Annotated in this window: 18 protein-coding genes and 2 pseudogenes; 10 read left to right on the forward strand and 10 right to left on the reverse strand. The window is 43.0% G+C overall.

Annotated features, from left to right (window positions below; genetic code table 11):
- Positions 1–209: 209 nt before the first annotated feature.
- The gene (locus tag AS888_RS15430; RefSeq protein WP_061143044.1) at positions 210–899 is read left to right on the forward strand and encodes a Crp/Fnr family transcriptional regulator; all 690 of its coding nucleotides are present in this window, start codon (positions 210–212) and stop codon (positions 897–899) included.
- Positions 900–1107: 208 nt separating this feature from the next.
- Here the strand turns inward: AS888_RS15430 and moaA are convergent, their stop codons facing one another.
- From moaA to AS888_RS15445, 3 genes are all read right to left on the reverse strand, one after another.
- Positions 1108–2121, reverse strand: coding sequence for a GTP 3',8-cyclase MoaA (gene moaA, locus AS888_RS15435; RefSeq protein WP_061143045.1), 1014 nt, complete (start codon positions 2119–2121; stop codon positions 1108–1110).
- Positions 2122–2227: 106 nt separating this feature from the next.
- The gene (locus tag AS888_RS15440) at positions 2228–2536 is read right to left on the reverse strand and encodes a metal-sulfur cluster assembly factor (RefSeq protein ID WP_061143046.1); all 309 of its coding nucleotides are present in this window, start codon (positions 2534–2536) and stop codon (positions 2228–2230) included.
- Positions 2537–2660: 124 nt separating this feature from the next.
- Positions 2661–3449, reverse strand: a complete 789-nt coding sequence (locus AS888_RS15445; RefSeq protein ID WP_061143047.1) for a prolyl oligopeptidase family serine peptidase — start codon at positions 3447–3449, stop codon at positions 2661–2663.
- 190 nt (positions 3450–3639) lie between these two features.
- On the opposite strand from AS888_RS15445, the gene AS888_RS15450 reads away from it, so the two are divergent.
- The 3 genes from AS888_RS15450 (at position 3640) to AS888_RS15460 (ending at position 4903) form a co-directional block, all read left to right on the forward strand.
- Positions 3640–4455, forward strand: coding sequence for a Cof-type HAD-IIB family hydrolase (locus AS888_RS15450; RefSeq protein ID WP_061143048.1), 816 nt, complete (start codon positions 3640–3642; stop codon positions 4453–4455).
- A gap of 104 nt (positions 4456–4559) precedes the next feature.
- Positions 4560–4706 carry a hypothetical protein gene (locus tag AS888_RS15455; RefSeq protein WP_057912450.1) on the forward strand — a complete coding sequence of 49 codons (147 nt, stop codon included), beginning with the start codon at positions 4560–4562 and terminating at the stop codon, positions 4704–4706.
- Positions 4706–4903: a DUF3813 domain-containing protein gene (locus tag AS888_RS15460; RefSeq protein ID WP_061143049.1), complete on the forward strand. Its 198-nt coding sequence runs from the start codon at positions 4706–4708 to the stop codon at positions 4901–4903. Before AS888_RS15455 ends, AS888_RS15460 begins: the two co-directional genes overlap by 1 nt.
- A 37-nt stretch (positions 4904–4940) precedes the next feature.
- Here AS888_RS15460 and AS888_RS15465 read toward each other — a convergent pair.
- Both AS888_RS15465 and AS888_RS15470 read right to left on the reverse strand, forming a co-directional pair.
- Positions 4941–5192: pseudogene (locus AS888_RS15465) on the reverse strand (KGG domain-containing protein); the annotation flags it as partial.
- Positions 5193–5331: 139 nt separating this feature from the next.
- Positions 5332–6174, reverse strand: a complete 843-nt coding sequence (locus tag AS888_RS15470; RefSeq protein ID WP_061143051.1) for a YitT family protein — start codon at positions 6172–6174, stop codon at positions 5332–5334.
- A gap of 155 nt (positions 6175–6329) precedes the next feature.
- Here AS888_RS15470 and AS888_RS15475 point away from each other — a divergent pair, with 155 nt between their 5' ends.
- The 5 genes and pseudogenes from AS888_RS15475 (at position 6330) to AS888_RS15490 (ending at position 10018) form a co-directional block, all read left to right on the forward strand.
- Positions 6330–7196 carry a DegV family protein gene (locus AS888_RS15475; protein ID WP_061143052.1) on the forward strand — a complete coding sequence of 289 codons (867 nt, stop codon included), beginning with the start codon at positions 6330–6332 and terminating at the stop codon, positions 7194–7196.
- A gap of 68 nt (positions 7197–7264) precedes the next feature.
- Positions 7265–7396, forward strand: coding sequence for a DUF3941 domain-containing protein (locus tag AS888_RS25155; protein ID WP_081092478.1), 132 nt, complete (start codon positions 7265–7267; stop codon positions 7394–7396).
- 117 nt (positions 7397–7513) lie between these two features.
- Positions 7514–8005, forward strand: a complete 492-nt coding sequence (locus tag AS888_RS15480) for a YajQ family cyclic di-GMP-binding protein (protein WP_061143053.1) — start codon at positions 7514–7516, stop codon at positions 8003–8005.
- Positions 8006–8240: 235 nt separating this feature from the next.
- Positions 8241–9110, forward strand: coding sequence for an SDR family oxidoreductase (locus AS888_RS15485; RefSeq protein WP_061143054.1), 870 nt, complete (start codon positions 8241–8243; stop codon positions 9108–9110).
- A gap of 168 nt (positions 9111–9278) precedes the next feature.
- A pseudogene (locus AS888_RS15490) lies at positions 9279–10018 on the forward strand (MBL fold metallo-hydrolase).
- A 39-nt stretch (positions 10019–10057) separates the two neighbouring features.
- Here the strand turns inward: AS888_RS15490 and AS888_RS15495 are convergent.
- The 4 genes from AS888_RS15495 to AS888_RS15510 form a co-directional block, all read right to left on the reverse strand.
- Positions 10058–11104, reverse strand: a complete 1047-nt coding sequence (locus tag AS888_RS15495) for a LacI family DNA-binding transcriptional regulator (RefSeq protein WP_061143055.1) — start codon at positions 11102–11104, stop codon at positions 10058–10060.
- 319 nt (positions 11105–11423) lie between these two features.
- A complete protein-coding gene (locus AS888_RS15500) occupies positions 11424–13073 on the reverse strand; it encodes a glycoside hydrolase family 13 protein (RefSeq protein WP_061143056.1) in 1650 nt (549 codons plus the stop codon).
- 69 nt (positions 13074–13142) lie between these two features.
- A complete protein-coding gene (locus tag AS888_RS15505; protein ID WP_061143057.1) occupies positions 13143–14678 on the reverse strand; it encodes an alpha-amylase family glycosyl hydrolase in 1536 nt (511 codons plus the stop codon).
- Positions 14679–14828: 150 nt separating this feature from the next.
- On the reverse strand, positions 14829–16076 hold the full coding sequence (locus AS888_RS15510) for an extracellular solute-binding protein (RefSeq protein ID WP_061143058.1): 1248 nt from the start codon (positions 16074–16076) through the stop codon (positions 14829–14831).
- 378 nt (positions 16077–16454) lie between these two features.
- On the opposite strand from AS888_RS15510, the gene AS888_RS15515 reads away from it, so the two are divergent.
- Positions 16455–18206, forward strand: coding sequence for a glycoside hydrolase family 13 protein (locus AS888_RS15515; protein WP_061143059.1), 1752 nt, complete (start codon positions 16455–16457; stop codon positions 18204–18206).
- A gap of 42 nt (positions 18207–18248) precedes the next feature.
- On the opposite strand, the gene asnB is transcribed toward AS888_RS15515, so the two are convergent.
- Entirely contained in the window at positions 18249–20096 is a 1848-nt protein-coding gene (gene asnB / locus AS888_RS15520; protein ID WP_061143060.1) for an asparagine synthase (glutamine-hydrolyzing), read from the reverse strand.
- Positions 20097–20171: the final 75 nt, after the last annotated feature.

Here is a 20171-nt window from a genome sequence, read left to right on the forward strand (position 1 = left end):
GTCCCTGTCATTATTTGATTCTATTATTATATGACTGAATAAAAATAAAATCAAATGTATTTTTATAAAATTTCAGTCTTTAATTCCAAGAGGCAATTCCTCTTCAGCTAAATTCTACATTTATCCATATATGTTGACCGCTAGTTGTTTTTCCGTTTAAATCAAAGGTAGTAATTGGATATCCCTTCACTTGAAAGGTGGTTATTAACATGAATGGATCATCGTTATCAAAACGGTTGCATGCCCTTTTAGATAATAGACGGCACATTAAACATATGGAAAAAGGATGCTTCCTTTTTCAGGAAAGCACCCCCGCAAATGATTTATATTACATATTGAGCGGCAAAGTGGAGCTGAGCAAGGTTGTTCCAGACGGACGGGATTTAACTTTGCGCATTTGTTCGGAGAATGACTTGGTTGGAGAAACCATCCTTTTTTCTCTTAATCCAAAATATATGATGAATGCAAAAATGTTGGAAGATGGCAATGTGGCGGTTATATCAAAAGAATCGCTGGAACAGAAAATTTCCTCCGATAGCAGCCTTGCAATCGAGATGATAACTTGGTTGTCCGCTCAAAACCGCAAAAATCAGGCGAAATTCCGCGATATGCTCCTGCACGGAAAAAAAGGGGCATTTTACTCTACCCTCATCCGTTTATCAAATAGCTATGGGAAGGAAGTTGAAGATGGCAAAGTCATCAATTTTCCCTTTACAAACCAAGAACTCGCCAATTTTTGCGGGTCATCACGTGAGGTGGTCAATCGATTGCTCTCTCATTTAAGGAAAAATGATGTCGTCTCCATCAAAAAGGGGATCATTACGATTCTTGACATTGATTATTTAAAACAAGAGATCGATTGTGAAAACTGTCCAATCGAAATCTGCACGATCGATTGAAGCCGCCTCCCTAAAACAGACAATGCATAAGACCATACTCATACATCCCCACCGGGACCATGGCCTTATTTTCCTTGCTGCGGGTTCGTTAACAATATCTTTCCCCATCAAAAAAAGTTGCATAAAAATTGTATAAAAAAAGATGAATGCTATTGGCACTCATCCTCGGTGTTTCACATATACAGATTAAATTCGGGATGGCAATCGGTTAACCTCCGATGAAGGACATCTCGATTTTTTCCTGTCCTTTCAAGGTTCCCGCTGCCCGTTCATCTGAATAGCGGTCATCCCTATCATTCCACAATGAAAGGATGAGCTCGGTCAAATCCTCATCCGTCATGTCAGAACGGAGCACGGACTTCAAATCGTGGCCCTTTCCATTGAACAGGCACGTGTATAAACTTCCATTGGCAGATAAGCGGGCACGTGTACAACTGGAACAAAAAGACTCGGATACGGATGTTATGAAGCCCACTTCCGTATTCGTTCCTTTATGACGGAAGCGTTTTGCGACTTCTCCATAATACTCTTCTTCCACAGGCTCCAGGTCGAATTCAGTTTGAAGCATTTCAAGCAATTCCATTTTCGTTATCACATTCTTCAATTGCCAGCCATTTGTATGACCAACATCCATGAATTCGATAAACCGTAAGGTGATGCCCTCTTCTTTACAAAAACGGGTCATGGGAAGGATCTGAGATTCATTGGTTCCTTTTTTCACCACCATATTCACTTTAACGCCAAGACCGGCTTCTTTGGCAGCTCTTATGCCACAAATAACCGGCTCGATTCCGATCCCCCTGCCATTCATCTGCTTAAACAGTTCATCATCGAGGCTGTCCAAGCTGACATTCACTCTCTGTAAACCAGCCATCATCAACTTCTCGGCATGTTTTTTCAAATATACGCCATTCGTGGTCAATCCAATATCTTCTATCCCTTCAATGTTAACGAGCGCAGCTATCAGTATAGGAAGATCCTTCCGCAACAATGGTTCCCCGCCCGTCAATCTGAGCTTTTTAACTCCTAAGTCAGCAAATATCTGCGAAACCCTCACGATTTCCTCATAAGATAGCAGTTCACTTTTTGGGAGGAATTGAAACGAATCATCAAAAATTTCTGCTGGCATGCAATATTGGCAGCGGAAGTTACACCGATCGATGACGGATATCCTTAAATCCCTCAATGGTCTGCCCAATGAATCTTTTATAGGTTTATTCAATTAACCACCCCTAACCCAGCGTATCAGAAAAAACCAGCCCACAAAAAGTTTCACCCTTATAAAGGATTCACTATGCGACTGGTTTCCCATTTTTATTCCTTGTCGATTATTTGATACCCAATGCGATTTTGGCATATCTGGACATTTTGTCTCTGGTCCATGGCGGACTCCAGACAATCTTCACATCTGTTTCCTTAACCTCCGGGATATCTTCAAGAACCAACTTCACTTGATCGACTATCGTCCCAGCTAGCGGACAGCCCATTGCGGTCAACGTCATCGTAACTGTAGTCAGACCTGCTTCATCCATGTCCACATCATATACCAAACCTAAATTCACGATATCTATACCAAGCTCAGGGTCAATGACCTGCTCCAAAGCTCCAAGAATAACGTCTTTTGTATCTTGATCCACACCAATCACTCCTTCTATGAAAAATCTCTTCGTTTCTAAAATTTATCGGTTTCATCGCAAACTGTCCCGATTTAGACTTTACACTGCGTCTGTATTAGAATCATAACAGATTTTGCGTGAGTACTTAAGCTTTTTGCACAGTTGGCAGCAAATGTTTCTCGAACCAGCCTGCTGTCATAAGCACTCCTTCTCTGCTGACCTTATGGCCAGCCTTTGGGTCGAGGATGAACTCGATTTTCCCTTCTGCCCCATCATACCCCGCTTTGACTCCTTCAAAAAAGCGATACGCATGCTGATAAGGGACGACCGGATCTTTAGCTCCATGCCAAAAAAGAAGCGGGCGGCTGGCAAGCCTGTCTGGATTGAGACTCAAGTCGTACGGTTTAAGATATTCCATCACTTTGCCGGCTTCCTCATCCGTTACAGGGAAGGGCAATTTTCTTTTCTTAATTTCTTCGATTTGGAGCTCTGCATACGCGACATATGATGGATTCCCCATCAGACTGACTCCGGCCGTTATCCATTCATAAGCGGCAAGTGCCCCGTTCGTCACGATCCCCCCCATTGATGTACCCGCTACGCCAATCCTGTCAGGGTCAATTAATTTTCTCCTTAATAATTCATCCTTCATCTCAGATAATTCTTTTATCGTTTGTAAAACCATTTCCCAGAAAAGGGGCATCATTTCGGAATCGCTTAAACCAGAATCCCTTTCCCCATGATGATTCACATCGGGAAGAAGCACCCGGAAACCCTTTTCAGCCAATAAATAGGCATAGTGAAGATTATGTTCTTTCGCACTTTGAAAGCCATGTATAAAAATGATGAGCGGCAATTCCTGATGGAATGTGGTCTGCTCACTCAAGTGTAAGGCAGGAATTTGTCCTATTTGTTCTTTTTCGATTATTATCAAGTTAACCCCTCCGAATATTTTCACCCTAAAATGATTCCCGTTGTCTCCATACTCGCTCTAAGTATTATAATCCTGGATATAGTAATATCATACAGGAATGCATAAAGAATGAAAAAGATTTACATTTACTTTAAAATAGGCTTAACAATATTTGCATATAATGAAATCAAAAAGAACAGAAGGTGTGTACATGGCTGAGAAACATTTAATCGTATTGGATCTTGATGGAACTTTACTTACCGATAAAAAAACCATTTCTGCAAAGACTAAACAAACATTGCTTAAATTAAAAGAGGATGGACACGAAATCATGATTGCCACCGGTCGTCCGTTTCGTTCAAGCGAACTGTATTACCGCGAATTGGGCTTGACTACACCAATCGTCAATTTCAATGGAGCTTTCGTCCATCATCCATTACAGACAAGTTGGGGGGTATATCACTCTCCGCTTGATATAAGCGTTGCGAAAGATATCGTGGAGGCTTGTGATCAATTTAAATACCATAACATCATCGCTGAAGTCCGTGATGATGTCTACGTCCATCATCATGACCAGAAATTGATGGACATGTTCAATCTAGGCGATCCAACCATGACGACGGGTGACTTGCGCAATTTCCTTCAGGATTCCCCCACATCGATGCTCATCCATACAGACAGTGAATATGTAGGATCGATTCGCCAGCATTTATCCGATGTGCATGCAGAATTGGTCGATCATCGCCGCTGGGCGGAGCCTTTCCATATCATCGAAATCATTAAAAGCGGGTTAAGCAAGGCGGTCGGCCTAAAACGCGTTTCCAACTATCTAGGAATCCCCCAAGACCGGATCATTGCATTCGGGGATGAGGACAACGACTTGGAAATGCTTGATTATGCAGGAACCGGCGTTGCTATGGGAAATGCCATCTCGCCTGTTAAGACGGTGGCAAATATGACGACTTTGACGAATGAAGAGGATGGAATAGCTGTCTTCCTTGAAGAAAAATTCAATATAAAGTTCTGATGCGGCATTTTTTACCTTCATAAAATCTCCTATCGAAGCCAAACTAATATCGACAACAGATTTGCTTCTGTTGTTCACAACGCTCAGAATCGGAGGAGATAAGCATGGGTAGTAAATCTAAACGATTTGTACAGCAGGGCAAAGAAAGTGTTGCCAAGCATGCCGAAAGGATCCCTTATCACACCACGTTTGAACAGGCTGAAAAAGACAGGTTGAGAATCATGTCTGAACAAAGCTATGGTGGCTTCTAATGGGAAACAAATTATTCCAGAAAGCTAGAGAATTTGTTGAAGAAGCCCTTCACTCTGAGCATGACCATGACGGTGACCAGCACAACACCGAGGATATCGCTAAAAACGCTCTTTCATCCGCCTTTGCCAACTCGACCGAGGCTGAGAAAGAACAATTGCGGGAATTCCAGGAAGAGTTGGAAAACCACACGAAATAAGCGAAAGCCTCCAGGATATCCTGGAGGCTTTTGTTCAATTATTATCCTTTCGGGCTTTTCCGCCCTTTTCCCCAATCTCCTTATAAAATGACTTGCCATGAGAATCGGAAGTGGCCTCTCCGCCCTTCTGCCCAATTTCCTGATAAAAGTCCTTATTATGGTTATTGGATGTTGCTTTGCCGCCCTTTTGTCCAATTTCCCTGAAAAATTCCTTGTCGTGATTTTTTGAAGTGGCTTCCCCGCCTTTACGTCCTGCTTCCTGCCTGCTCATTTTTTCATCGTTAGCCATTTTTCATCACTCCTTCGGTAGATTTTTGAATTGGCGCTACACTATATGAAGTAACCGCTTTGAACAAGCAGTAAACAGGAAATGCCAACAAAACTCCCATCTGTAAACGAAGTGTAATGGTTTTAATTTGCCGTTAATATCATTCCCTCCTGAATGTGCCAACGATTCCTGAAGTTTCGATAATGTTCGTGAAGGCTTGAGGATCCACTTCTTTAATGATACGTTCCAGGTCATAAAGTTCATATCTGGTAATGACAATCAATAACATTTCCTTATTTTCATTAGTGAATGCACCTTTAGCCGGAACCCTCGTGATTCCACGGACAAGCTTGGCATGGATGGCTTGTTTAAGTTCTTCGCTTTTCTTTGTAATGATCATGGCCGTAAGCTTTTCATGGCGTGTATGTATCGCGTCCACAACACGAGTAGATGTGTATAAGGTGACCAATGTATACAAAGCTTTTTCCGGTCCGTATACCGCTCCGGCCGTTACGATGATCACACCATTGAGCAGGAATAAATAAGTGCCAACAGGTTTATCCTTTTTCCGCGACAGCAGCATGGCAATAATATCCATACCACCTGTCGATGCACCATACTTCAAGGTGATTCCGACGCCCACAGCAGCTATGACACCGCCAAACACGGCATTCAATAATATGTCAGGAGACCATCTTGTAATGGGGATCACTTCCATAAAGAGTGTCATCAAAGCAACGCTAAGAAAACTATAAAAGGTAAAGGACTTTCCAACTTTCCGCCATGCGATGATGGTTACGGGAATATTCAATAACAGCAATAAAATCCCTGTAGAAACATTAAAAGGAGCAAAGGACCCAATCATTCGCGATAGAAGCTGAGCCACTCCCGTAAAGCCGCTTGCATAAACATTTGCCGGTATTAGAAAAAAGTTCATCGCGATGGCATTCAAGAATGCCCCGACCACAACTATGATGATTTTCTTCATTTCGCCACTATACATCATAAAACCTCCATTTCACCCTTATCCTATTATCTTTTTACCCATAAATATTTATTCTATTTACGTATGGATTGAAATTTTGCGTTTACGTGCTACACTAAAAAGTGGAGTGAACTCTCATTTTCTAAAAACTGTAAAAAGAAAGCAGGTGTATTATGGCTATCACAATTCTTGCAGATAGTGCATGTGATTTGCCATTGTCTTTCTATAAGGAAAACAATGTCTCATTGATCCCTTTACAAGTCCACCTTGATGGGAAAAACTATGAAGATTTGCTTACCATTAATTCTAAAGAAGTCTATCAGGCGATGATTGACGGAAAAGCGCCGAAAACATCCCAAGCTTCCCCGGAATACTTAATAGAACTTTTCAGGCAATTTGCCAAGGAGGAAAAACAGGGGATTTATATTGCCTTTTCCTCTGAGCTATCCGGAACCTACCAAACGGCTGTGATGATCCTTAATCAGGTGAAGGAAGAATATCCTGCTCTTGATATTGAAATCGTCAACACAAAATGCGCTTCGATGGGTGTCGGCTTAATCGTCAAGCAAGCCGCCGAATTAGCGGCAAACGGTGCATCGAAAGAAGAAATCCTGGCTGATATCGAATTTCGCACCCGCCATATGGAGCATCTGTTCACGGTGGATAATCTTGAATATTTGGCACGCGGAGGCCGCATCTCCAAAACTTCTGCCCTTGTTGGCGGATTATTAAACATTAAACCGTTATTACACGTTGAAGATGGGAAACTGGTCCCACTGGAAAAGATTCGCGGCAAAAAGAAATTGATTAAACGTGTCATTGAATTAATGCATGAAAGAGGCAAAAACTTAACAACCCAAACGATTGCCATCAGTCATGGCGATGATGAAGAAACGGCATTGGAGTGGAAAGAAGCCATCCAAAATGAATTCGGGACGAGCGATTTCATGATCCACACGATCGGCTCCGTCATTGGCGCTCATGCAGGCCCTGGCACAATTGCCCTTTTCTTCTTAAACGATACCCCTGAGAAATCATAAACATACATACTTCCTCCCATCATTGTGAATCATAATATTGATCATGATTATGGAAGGGAGTTTTCAGTATGTCCAAAACCACTGATAACAATAAAAGACCGAAAGACAATCAAGCGATCAATGCCGAAAAAAATATCGCTTATCAGGAAAACCTCACTGCAGGTAAACACTCCTATTCGAAGAAAACGGATCATAAATGAAGCGTAGGGGCTTGCCCCCTCGCTTTTTTAGTCATGCAGCCATTTACGGTCAATTTGGTTGTCTTCCTTGCACACTTTCTCTATAATGAAGGAAATAAACCCTGCTGGAGGTAAGTGATGGCAAAGGAAAATTCATTTGATATAGTATCCAAAGTAGACTTTTCGGAAGTGACGAATGCAGTGACCATGGCTATGAAGGAAATTCAGACACGCTATGATTTTAAAGGGAGTGTAAGCAGCATAACCCTTGAAAAGGAAGACCTCGTTTTAGTGTCTGACGATGAATATAAGCTTGAACAATTAAAGGATGTCCTTATCAGTAAACTCGTGAAACGGGACGTACCGATCAAGAATTTGGACTATGGCAAATTGGAAGGTGCGTCTGGCGGAACTGTTCGCCAACGGGCCAAGCTAATTCAAGGCATTGATAAGGAACAAGCCAAAAAAATCAACACGATCATCAAAAATAGCGGTCTTAAGGTGAAAAGCCAAATACAAGATGACCAAATTCGCGTTACCGGGAAAAACAGGGATGATTTGCAAGGAATCATTTCAGCCATCAGGGGCGCCGATCTCTCGATTGACGTCCAATTCCTGAATTATCGCTAATTAAGATAGACCTTACCCGTCGGGGTGGGTCTTTTTTTGGCCTCTCATACAGGGCTTTACCTTCTCACTTTGAATGAATTTGCTTCATTGAACATGGTAAGACTAAGGATGTTGCATTCTTGAACTTTCAAGAAAAATTTACGGCAATTTATTATGGAATGTTTTGCCATGTTTTCTTTTTCCAAGAACAAGGAATAGAAATGGTGTAGATCATTAATCAGGAGGCGTTTTAACTTTGACTAATCAAAACGAAAGCAAACAAGGATTTCCCCCTCAGCATCAGCAACACCAACCTGGCTTGGAAACAAAAATGGAACCGAACCCAGAATCGGTTAAATCCTCTTATAAAGGCAGCGGAAAATTGAAAGGGAAAACCGCTATCATCACGGGAGGAGACAGCGGTATCGGCAAATCAGTGGCCATCTATTATGCAAAAGAAGGAGCAAATGTCACAGTCGCGTACTTGGATGAACATGAGGATGCCAAGCAGACAAAAGAATTGATTGAAAAAGAAGGGCAAAAATGCTTACTCATTTCCGGAGATATTGGTAATGAAGCCTTCTGCCAGGATGTCGTCAAAAAAACGGTGGATGAATTCGGCGGTTTGGATATTCTGGTGAACAATGCCGGTGAGCAGCATGTACAAACAAGTATCCTTGATATTTCCGCTGAACAATTGGAAAAAACGTTCCGCACCAATATCTTTTCGATGTTCCACTTAACAAAGGCTGCTTTAAAGCATCTAAAAAAAGGCAGCAGCATCATTAATACAACCTCTATCACCGCCTATCAGGGCAATCCGAAATTAATCGATTACTCTTCTACAAAAGGTGCCATTTTAGCCTTTACGAGGGCTCTTTCCAACTCCATTTTAAAAGATGGCATCAGAGTGAACGGTGTTGCACCGGGTCCAATCTGGACGCCCCTGATCCCTGCTTCATTCGGTGAAGAGGATGTTGCCAAATTCGGCCAGGATACACCAATGGGCCGCGCTGGACAGCCAGAGGAATTAGCACCAGCCTATGTCTATTTGGCCAGTGATGATTCTTCCTATGTCAGCGGACAAGTCATTCATGTAAACGGCGGAAATGTTGTAAACGGGTAAAATCATGAACTACAGCTGCAGTGGGTTTCTTTTGAAATCCGCTGTTTTTCCTTTTTCATGCAGGATATTGCCGGTCCGCACCGTATAAGACCGTAGTAAGATGGAAAGGAATGATATGATTTGAACAAGATTGCCCACCCTTGGTTCACCGTTCAGGAATTGGACGCAATGACGTTTGCGATAAGTGAATATGGTCATTGGGAGAAAGTGCATTCTTTTTTACTAATTGGCAAGACCAGGGCTGCGTTGATTGATACCGGGCTTGGCATCGATTCGATCAAGCGGATCACGAACCAACTAACGGACCTCCCGATCATCGTCTTGACCACACACGTGCATGTGGATCATATCGGGGGACATGGGGAATTCGATATGAGTTATGTTCATGGGGCGGATGCCGATTGGCTCATTAATGGCATCAAGGGCTTGTCTTTGAACCAAATAAGGAAAGACATGGCCAGGGATATAACAAAACCTTTGCCTGAATCATTCGACCCTGCAACATATAGACCATATGTAGGAACCCTGACGGACTCCTTGCAGATGGGGATACGGTCGACCTCGGGAATCGGAGTTTAAGCATCTATCACACCCCTGGACATTCACCGGGCCACATCTCCATATTGGATCATGATAGAGAGTATTTGTTTACAGGTGATTTGCTTTATTCGAATACTCCCATTTACGCATTTTATCCATCCACAAATCCTATAGACCTTGTGAATTTATTTGAAAGAATCGCCAAAATCCGCAAAGTTTCGAAAATATACGGCAGTCATAACCAGCTGGGACTGGAATCGTCCATTCTGGAGGAAGTGTTGGCAGCCGCCAAATACCTCAAAGACAATGATTTGGCCAGACATGGTACAGGCATCCATACGTTCAAGGGCTTCAGTGTCCAATTCTAGCAAAAGGGCATTGCTTATGAGCAATGCCCTCCCTTTCGTTTAATAGTTCATGGCCACCATCGCACCCTGCTTGAGTGATCTGCAAGAGTGCCTTTCCACGAAATGATGTGGAATGATGGCACCAGCAGGAGCATCTCCAGTTTGCAGCATCTGAATGATGCCCTTGGCCGCCTGATAGCCTAAATCGAAAATATTAATATCCACTGAGGTCAGGGCAGGTAAAGATAATTCCGAGAAAAGCACATTATTGAAACTGACGATGGACATTTCTTCCGGCGTGCGAATCCCCATCTCCCGAAGTGACTGCACGACGCCTAGTGCCATAAGGTCATCACTGACCACCAAGGCTGTTGGAGGCTCGTCAACGGAAAGCAGCCTTTTCGCCGCTGCCTGTCCACCTTCATGCAAGAAGTCTTCATGTAAGGTATATTCATTCCTCGGAACGATGCCAGCCCTTTTCAGCGCTCGTTCAAACCCTGACAAACGATCGAGTGTCATCACAAGGGTTGCATCTCCTCCAATGAAGCCGATTCTTTCATGTCCGAGCTGAATGAGGTAATCTGTTGCCTGTTCTGCAGCGAGGACATTATCATTATCTACATACGTTAGCTCCTCGATGAAATCGTAAGGTTTCCCGATGATGACGAAGGGAAATCCCCTTTCTCTCAAATAGGTCAGAATATGATCATTCAACCTTGAATACATCAAGATGATTCCATCAACCATCCCGCCCTGCACCATATTTACGACTCCATTGTAGATTTCGTCTTCTGTTTTCCCCGTACTAAGCAAAAGTGAATAGTGGTTTTCCTGAGCTCCCTCACTAAGGCCTTGCAATATCGTCGGAAAAAAAGGATTTTGATAAAATTCTATTGATGAGCTTGGCAGTACCAAGCCAATGATCCTCGTTGTCTGATTAGCAAGGCTGCGTGCAATGAAGTTTGGGTGATAGCCTAGTTTTTTCATTGCCTTTCGCACACGCACTTTCGTTTTTTCACTTATCCGAGGATTATTCGCGATCACCCTGGATACCGTTGAAGGTGCAACTTTCGCTAACTGTGCCACATCTTTTATCGTGATTGCCATGTCGTTCCCCTCTCCCCTCTTTAGCCTTAATTGACTTCATTTATAAATGCCCATGAATACTTCTTGAAATTATTTATATTTATACATTTGTATGTATTCATAATACACTCAGTCCAACAGTTATATCCATACTTTTTTTATGGTCATTTGCTTTTTTTCAGAAAATACTAACTATTCCTCTTTTTATCTTTTTCAAATAAAAAGAAGCTGATTTTCGGATCAGCTTCTAAAAAAAAATGTAAGGGCATTGGGGGAAGGAAAGGTCAGACGACTAACCATATGTGGATATAGAGTCACATTCAATGATTTTCCATTTGGTTCAATAACGATAAATCCTTGTTTCATATGGCCGTAAACCAATAATGGAACCTTCCGGACAATCATCATAGTTAGCAAGCAATAGCTCCATTTCCCCCCAAGGGGAAAGATCGATTTGATGGTGATTCATGCTGAAATTACATACTACCTTGACTGAATCACCATTCATACTTCTTGTATAAATATAAAGATCCGGGTGATCTTCCCATAATAATTCGTATTCTCCGTAAACTAGGACCTCATGTTTTTTTCTTAGCTGAATCATCTTTTTATAAAAATGGTAAATCGATGAAGGGTCTTCCTTCTGCCGTTCGACATTAATCGCCCGATAATTGGAATTGACCCTCATCCACGGCGTCCCATTAGTGAATCCGCCATTATCTTGTTCACTCCATTGCATCGGGGTCCTTGAATTATCACGGCCGCTATGCCATATGATGTGCATGATTTCGTCATGCGGGCGGCCTTTGGAGGTCTCAATGCGATAGAAGTTTTTCATTCCGACATCATCATAATCATCTATCGAGTCAAATCGGACATTCGTCATGCCTATTTCCTGACCTTGATAAATGAAAGGGGTCCCTTGCATGAAAAAGTATAGAGCCCCAATCATTTTTGCGCTCTCCAGCCAATATTGATGATCATTTCCCCATGTCGATACACTTCTGGGTTGATCATGGTTTTCAAAAAATAAGGCATTCCAGCCTTTATCCTTTAGGCCCTTTTGCCATTTGGTCATGGCGCGTTTAAGCCCGATTACATCCACATGCTGATTTTGTCCTCGATTCCAAAGTCCAAGGTGTTCGAATTGAAAGATCATATTGAACTTCCCATTCGCTTCCCCGACCCACTCTTCAGCCTGCTCGATCCTGACGCCATTGGCTTCCCCGACCGTCATGATATCATATTGGGAGAAAGTTTCCTCTTTAAGCTCTAGCAGGTAATCGAGTATCCCATCCTGGTTCGTGTGCATTTCAAACGCAGGTACATACTGATGCCAATAAGGGTTTGCCATATCCGGCAGGCCCTCCCGCTTATGAATGTGCGTGATCGCATCAATCCGGAAGCCATCAATCCCCTTATCAAGCCACCAATTGACCATTTTATACAGGGCTTTCCGCACATCAGCATTTTTCCAATTTAAGTCTGGCTGCTTTTCGGCAAAAAGATGTAAATAGTATTGATGGGTACCTTCATCGAATTTCCAGGCACTTCCTGAAAAAATACTTTCCCAATTATTCGGCTCGCGGCCGTCATGACCATCCCTCCATATATACCAATCGCGTTTCGGATTATCTCTGGACGACCGTGACTCAATGAACCAAGGATGCTCATCACTCGTATGGTTCAACACAAGATCGAGGATCACCTTCATGCCGCGCTGGTGAACATCTTTCAATAGTAGCTCGATATCATCGATTGATCCGAACTCTTCCGAAACTGCTTGATAATCACTAATGTCATAGCCATTATCAGCATTGGGAGATTTATAAAATGGACATATCCAAATGACGTCGATCCCTAAATCCTGGAGGTAATCGAGTTTGGAAATCACTCCTTTTAAATCTCCCACTCCATCACCATTACTATCCATGAAGCTGCGTGGATAAATTTGATAACAAACGGCTTCTTTCCACCAAGTCTTGATCATGATGAATCCCCCCGAACCTGTTTTCACAAAGCCTTAGGGACATAGTTTTCAGCCAGCTACAAGAGGTGATTATTTTGGTTGGTTCCTTTTTGACCGTTTAATGACCAAAGCAATGAATATAGCAAAAATGACAAGAACCAATCCTATAACGATCAGGTAAGGGATATTGATGATGGACTTAGGTGACAGTGTGTAGACCTCTGTCGTCTCCCTGTCGATTACAATTGTGTAACTGTTGCCCTTACTGCGCACCAGATCGCCATTCAGCATGCCTCTTAGCTCTTTGTTCTTTTCCAGTTGCTTATCGGAAAGCTTTATCGTTTGGGTCCCAGACGTATTGTTCATGACGACAACCATCGTCTCCTTGCCATGAACACGTTTGAATACCGAGGCTCCCCCCTGTTCATATAAAATTTCCATATCCCCCTTTGTCAAAGCAGGGTGCATGTCTCTAAGATCAGAAAGCTTCGTAATGTATTCCACCAGCTCCTGTTCTGTCTTAAAATTCATCAATTTATGATTGTCAGGAGCCAAATTGCCATTCAAAGCAATTTCGGAGCCATAAAATACGATTGGCACTCCTGGCATCGTATAAAGATAGGACAACGCCATTTTCCATCTGGAACCCGGATTTTCATTATGATCGGCTGCATCCTTGGTAAAACGCGGCATACTCTGGGTATCCATGAACAATGCTTGGGGGGCCTTACCGCCGAACTTCGCTTCACTGTCCTCGAATGCATTAAAAACCGGCTTCAATTCTTTGTCGGGAGCGGAAAACGCTTCCCTTAATGCACCATTTTGCGGATAGGCCATAAAGGCATCCATTCCCGTTTCCTTGTAGCTTGAAATCGTATCGGCATCACCATTTACACCGCCGATTGTATAGAAATTTGATTTTTCAGATTTGACTGCATCCACAAATTCCTTCCAAAAATCTTTTCCCACGTATTGGACTTTATTTAAACGGTACCCATCAATATCAGTTTCCGTTATCCACCATTTTGCAGCATCAAGTAGATATTCCCTTGTTGCCTCATTGTCTTGATTCAAATCGGGAAGACCGTCGTGCCAGCCTGTTTCCATTAGCTTTTGGTCGCCGTCATTGGAGATTTCTTTTTTATCATGGAACCATCCTTGTTTATCTTCCTCATTCAGCCAAGATGAATGAGGTCCCACATTATTGGCCTGAAAATCAAGAATCACTTTCATGTCAAGATCATGGGCCTCATTCACGAGCTTTTTAAATTCTTTCATTGTCCCATAGTGTTGATCCGTTTTATAAAAATCGGTCACCCAATCCCCATGATAGCCCTTATCTTCATTAGCAAAAATCGGTGAAAGGATGATAGCGGTATAACCCATGTCCTTTAAATAATTCAGTTTCTTCGTGACACCTTCAAAATCCCCGCCATTAAACGCAGAAGGGTCATTTACATTCGCATCACCATTATTTTTGGTGTTGCCATCGAAAAATCGGTCCACCATTAATGAATATACGATTTCATCCGTCCAAGTTCGTTGTTCTTTTTCAGCTGCTCCTACTGGAATGGCGTAAAAAAGAAGCAACGGAATTAAAGCGAGTGATAACACTCCATTTCTCATATCCGCTCTCCTCCTAGCTATCTCTTTACGCCTTTAAGATTAGCCTTTTGACCACTTCTCGTCAAATCCAAATTATAAAAAACTTTACACTTAAGGGACAAATTGGGCATGGGGGAGGAACGCAATGAAATCGAACAGGGAACGCGAAAATCATTCTTTTTTTATCGCCTTCACCGCTTCATCCAACGTCCTTTTCGGTTTAGCTTTTTCCATCGTTATCCGATTCATGGCAGAATCCATCGGTCTCCATACTTTGTTCATTTCCGGAATATTCGGCACAGGTTCAGCGTATTGTAATTGTATGCTTAAGGCTTGTGCCCTTTCATTTTCTTTAATCAATTTATTATGACTGAACGATTTGTTCGGCGGGACATCACCAGTTGTTTCATAACGTTGGATTGCCTGTTTGTCACTTGTCAGATACTCGACCAATTTTGTAGACCAGTAAGGATGTTTCGTGAAGGCCGTTACATGCCAGCCTTTGACTTCCAGGAATGATTTCATCGGCATGCCATTCGGCAATTCAGGCAAAGGCGCCATTCCTGTTTCCTTTTTCCCGGAAAATGAGTTTGCGTCCCCAAGGAATGAAGCCAATTCCCCTTGACTATACAGCTTTTCGATCGCAGCCCCGTCGCCTTTTGGGATCAAATTCGTTTTATACCATTTTTGGATATAGGCAGCTGCTTTGATGGCATGCTTATCATTCAAACCAATGTCCGAAGGGTTGAAATTCCCGTTTTCATCGTGGAATACGTAGCTTCCCATTCCTGCCATCACGCCATACGCATCATGAAATCCATTCCATTCGGCGTGAAAACCATAGGCGTTCTCTTTTCTTAATTTCTTCGAGATTTTATATAAGTCATTCATCGTTTCGGGAGCTTTAGACAGTATTTTTTTATTGTAAATCAATACGGAGGTGTTTACCGATTTCGGCAATCCAAATACCTTATCTTGATACATTTCAGCCCGGATCGAAGATTCATGGAAGGCATCCGTTACCTCATCCTCCACCTTCACTTCCTGAATCAGGCCTTCCTTCACGAGCTGACCGACTTGCCGATGAGAAAATGTTACGACATCCGGGGCTTTTCCGTTTCCGATTGGGCCATCACGGCGCAGGCGGTCATGCATTTCTTCAGCAATTTCCAGTTCTTCATGTACAACTTTAATGCCATATTCTTTTTCAAAGCCTTCGATAACTGGCTTTAGGGCCTCAGCTTTACCTTTTTCCTCCCAAATGACCATTTTTTCCGGTTTCGCTTCTTCGGTGGTTTCTTCCACAGTTTTCTTATTATCCTTGACGATTCTATTTTCCTTATCTGAATCAGTACCACAAGCACTTGCCATCATGATCAAAAATATGGACATGAACAAATGAAATATCTGCTTCTTCAATTTCATTCTCCTTTTTAAAATGTTTATTCTATCATGTCCAAAAGCGCCGAATTGTTTACAGTGCTTGTTTTTCAGTTCAATAAATCGGACGAAGCCCCAAGAATGAAAGCGATGCCAACTCTGTTGTTACCATTATATGAACGGCTTTCATTTTTACAACATGTTCCTCTTTGTATTTATTTCCTTGTCGAGATGAATAATTTTTGTTATTTTTTAATTAATTCCCGCTTTTTTCAATTATTATCGGGTATATAACCATATTGAAAAATACATGTTCCGGCTGTACCCAATTATACTGACTCTTCCACATTCATAGCCTGGCGTTCCCTTTTTCAATTCACTTCCTCAAATACACTTATAGAATTGGAGTGATCATTGTTGGAATTTTCTTCGATACACCATAGACCTACTGACAATTTCGCCTATACCATCGACAAAGAAACTCTACATATCCGCCTGCGTACGAAAAGACAAGATATCTCCTCAGTAGGATTGATTTTTGGGGATCCATACATATCGGATAAAGGACAATGGCTATATGAGGAGAAAGCGATGAGCCTATCCGGACGCGATGCCCATTATGATTATTGGGATGTGTATGTGTTGCCCCCATACCGAAGAATTCGCTATGGCTTCAAGATCCGTTCAGGAGATGATATGGCCATCTACACGGAAAAGGGTTTTTTCAAAGAAGTTCCAAGGGACCCAGGAAGCTATTTCGCCATTCCCTATCTGCATCAAAATGAAATATTCGGTGCTCCTGAATGGGTAAAAGATACAATTTGGTACCAAATTTTCCCAGAACGATTTGCGAACGGCAACCCTGATAACGACCCAGAAGGTGCAAAGCCTTGGGGGAGCGAAGAACCGACCGTGGATAATTTTTTTGGCGGTGACTTTGAAGGGATCATTGAACATTTAGATTATTTGGAAGGGCTTGGCATTAACGGGATCTACTTCACGCCAATCTTCGAGGCCCATTCCAATCACAAGTACGATACGATCGATTACCGGAAAATCGACCCTCAATTCGGAACCGAGGAAACATTGAAGACACTCATACAGGAGTGCCACAAGCGTGGTATCCGCGTCATGCTGGATGCCGTTTTCAACCATAGCGGCTACTACTTCCCACCTTTCCAGGATTTACTCGAGAAGGGAGAGGAATCAAAGTATAAGGACTGGTTCCACCCCCATGATTTCCCCCTTCATGGAGGGGAAAGGCCGAATTATGAAACATTCGGTTTTTTCGAATCGATGCCGAAATTGAATACAGCGAATCCGGAGGTAAAGGAATACCTGCTTGAAGTATCGACCTATTGGATCAAGGAGTATGATATAGATGCGTGGCGGCTGGACGTAGCCAATGAAGTCGACCATCCCTTCTGGCGTGATTTCCGAAAAGCGGTCAAAGAAATCAAGCCAGACCTATATATCCTTGGAGAAATCTGGCACGACTCCATGCCTTGGCTGCGCGGCGACCAGTTTGATGCCGTGATGAATTACCCGTTCACCAACCAAGTTTTTCGCCTGGTGGCTTCGCAAACCATCAATGCTCGCGAGTTCATCGAGGAAATGACAGCCATTTATCAGAGCTATCCGACCAATGTTTTTGACGTAACGTTCAATCTGCTCGGAAGTCATGATACACCGCGGATTTTCACCGATTGCGGCGAGGATTTGGCCCGAGCCAAACTAATCCACGCCATCCTGCTGACCTTCAATGGCAGCCCCTGCATTTATTATGGTGATGAGATCGGCTTGACAGGCGGCATGGATCCAGGATGCCGAAAATGCATGGTTTGGGAAGAAGAAAAACAAAACAGCGAGCTTTTAAATGAAATCAAGGAATTGATTCGGTTAAGGAAAGAAGAACGGTTATTGGCAAATGAAGGGATGTTCAAATTTTTGGATACTAGCGGAAACGAAGATATCGTTGCTTACTTAAAATATAATCAAGATCGTTCCGTGGTGGTCCTCGTTAATCCAACCGAGGCTTTCCAATCCTTCCCCCTTCCTTTTGACTTGAGGGGACGGACCGTTACGGATTTAAGAACGAAAGCAGCCATTAAGGAACGGCAAATTGAATTGGGTAACTATGAATATAAAATCTTGGCATTCGATCATTGAGGCAAGGAAAAAGGGGCAAGGAAAATTTTCCTGCCCCTTTTTTCATTCAATGATTTGGATATCATATTCTTTGAACCATACATGGGTCTGTGCCAAGTGGGCAAGTAACTGCGGACCCGACATTAATTGTCCGAACCATGGCACCTTAAATGCGGCCCCTTTGGAGTCGACAATGTCATTTAACTTCTGTTTATCGAAAAATTCGTGCAGGACGGAATTTTTGTCCCTCAGCAGCTCTTTTAGCCAACCCTGCACACGGTCTGTGTATTGAGGGTTATGAGTTTTGGGGTAGGGACTTTTCTTACGATACAATACCTCATCAGGCAACAGCCCTTCCAGCGCTTTCCTTAGTATACCCTTTTCGCGGTTCCCCTCCATTTTCATATCCCAAGGGATGTTCCACGCATATTCGACAAGGCGGTGATCGGCAAATGGTACCCGCACCTCCAGGCTTGCTCCCATGCTCATCCGGTCCTTGCGGTCAAGAAGCGTGGTCATGAACCATAATAAGTTCACATAGAATAGCTCCCGGCGCTTTGCTGCTATACCATTTTCGCCATCCAATTTAGGTGTTTCGGCAAGGGTGGTCAAATAGGCTTCCTGTGCGTATTGCTCCAGTTTCAGCTTGTCACGCCAGCCCCCCTTCAATAAAGATACTCGTTCATCCGTAGACCTCATCCAGGGGAACCCTGCCCGATTCAAATCGTCCTCGCGGTGAAACCATGGATAACCGCCGAAAATCTCGTCCGCACACTCGCCTGATAGGCCTACGACGAAATCCTGCTTGATTTCCTTACAAAACCAAAGTAAGGAAGAGTCGACGTCCGCCATGCCCGGGAGGTCCCTTACAAGCACCGCTTCCGTCAGATGATCCGTTAGCTGTTCCTGGGTGATAATCGATGAATGGTGAACCGTATTGAAGGTATCCGACATTTTTTTTATCCAATAACCATCGGAGTTGGGCTGAAAATCATTCGCCTTGAAATAGCGTTCATTATCTTCATAATCAATCGAATACGTATGGAGCCGTCCTTTTCCTTCTTTTTGATAGGAGTTGGCAGCAATGGCCGTAATGGCACTTGAATCAAGCCCCCCTGACAGGAAGGTACACAGTGGAACATCGGATACAAGCTGCCTCGTCACTGCATCCTCGACAAGAAAACGGACCTTCTCGGCCGTTTCATCGAGGGAATCCCTATGCTCTTCACTTTTCACATTCCAATAGCGCCAAATCCTGAGCCCCTTCCTCGATAATGTAAGGGCATGGGCGGGCCTTAATTCGTGAATATTACGAAACACACCCGATCCCGGCTTTCGGGAAGGACCGACACCAAAAACTTCAGACAGTCCTTCACGGTCAATCTCCGTCTTTACATCCGGGTGGGCTAATATCGCCTTCAGTTCAGATCCAAAAATGAACCCGCCATCCTTTTCCGTGTAAAATAATGGTTTTACCCCCATCCGATCTCTTGCAACGAATAATTTTTGCTCCTTTTCATCCCAGATTGCAAACGCAAAAATCCCATTGAACAAGTCAATGCATTTTTCTTTCCATTCAATATAAGAAGTTAGTAAAACTTCTGTATCAGAATGACCCTTAAAGGAATATCCTTTTAATAATAGCTGTTTACGAAGATCTTCGGTGTTATATAGCTCCCCATTGTAGCTTAGCGTATATCTGCCGTCTTGTTGATTTTTCGTCATCGGCTGTTTTCCGCCTTCCGCATCTACAACCGTCAATCGTTTATGGCCAAAGGCGACATGGGCTTCGCTCCAGACATTATCCTCGTCAGGCCCCCGCTTTGCCAATGTTTTCGTCATGCTTTCCAGTGTTTTCGTTTCAGTTCGTAAATCTTTTCGAAAATGCACCCAGCCTGTTATCCCACACATTTTACACTTCATCCTTTCCATCGGGACTACTACAGAATATTGGCTCCTGTCTAAAAAAGATTTACCGTCCCTTAT

The organism is Peribacillus simplex (genome assembly GCF_001542915.1).
In the GTDB taxonomy this organism is placed as follows: Bacteria; Bacillota; Bacilli; order Bacillales; family DSM-1321; genus Peribacillus; species Peribacillus simplex_B.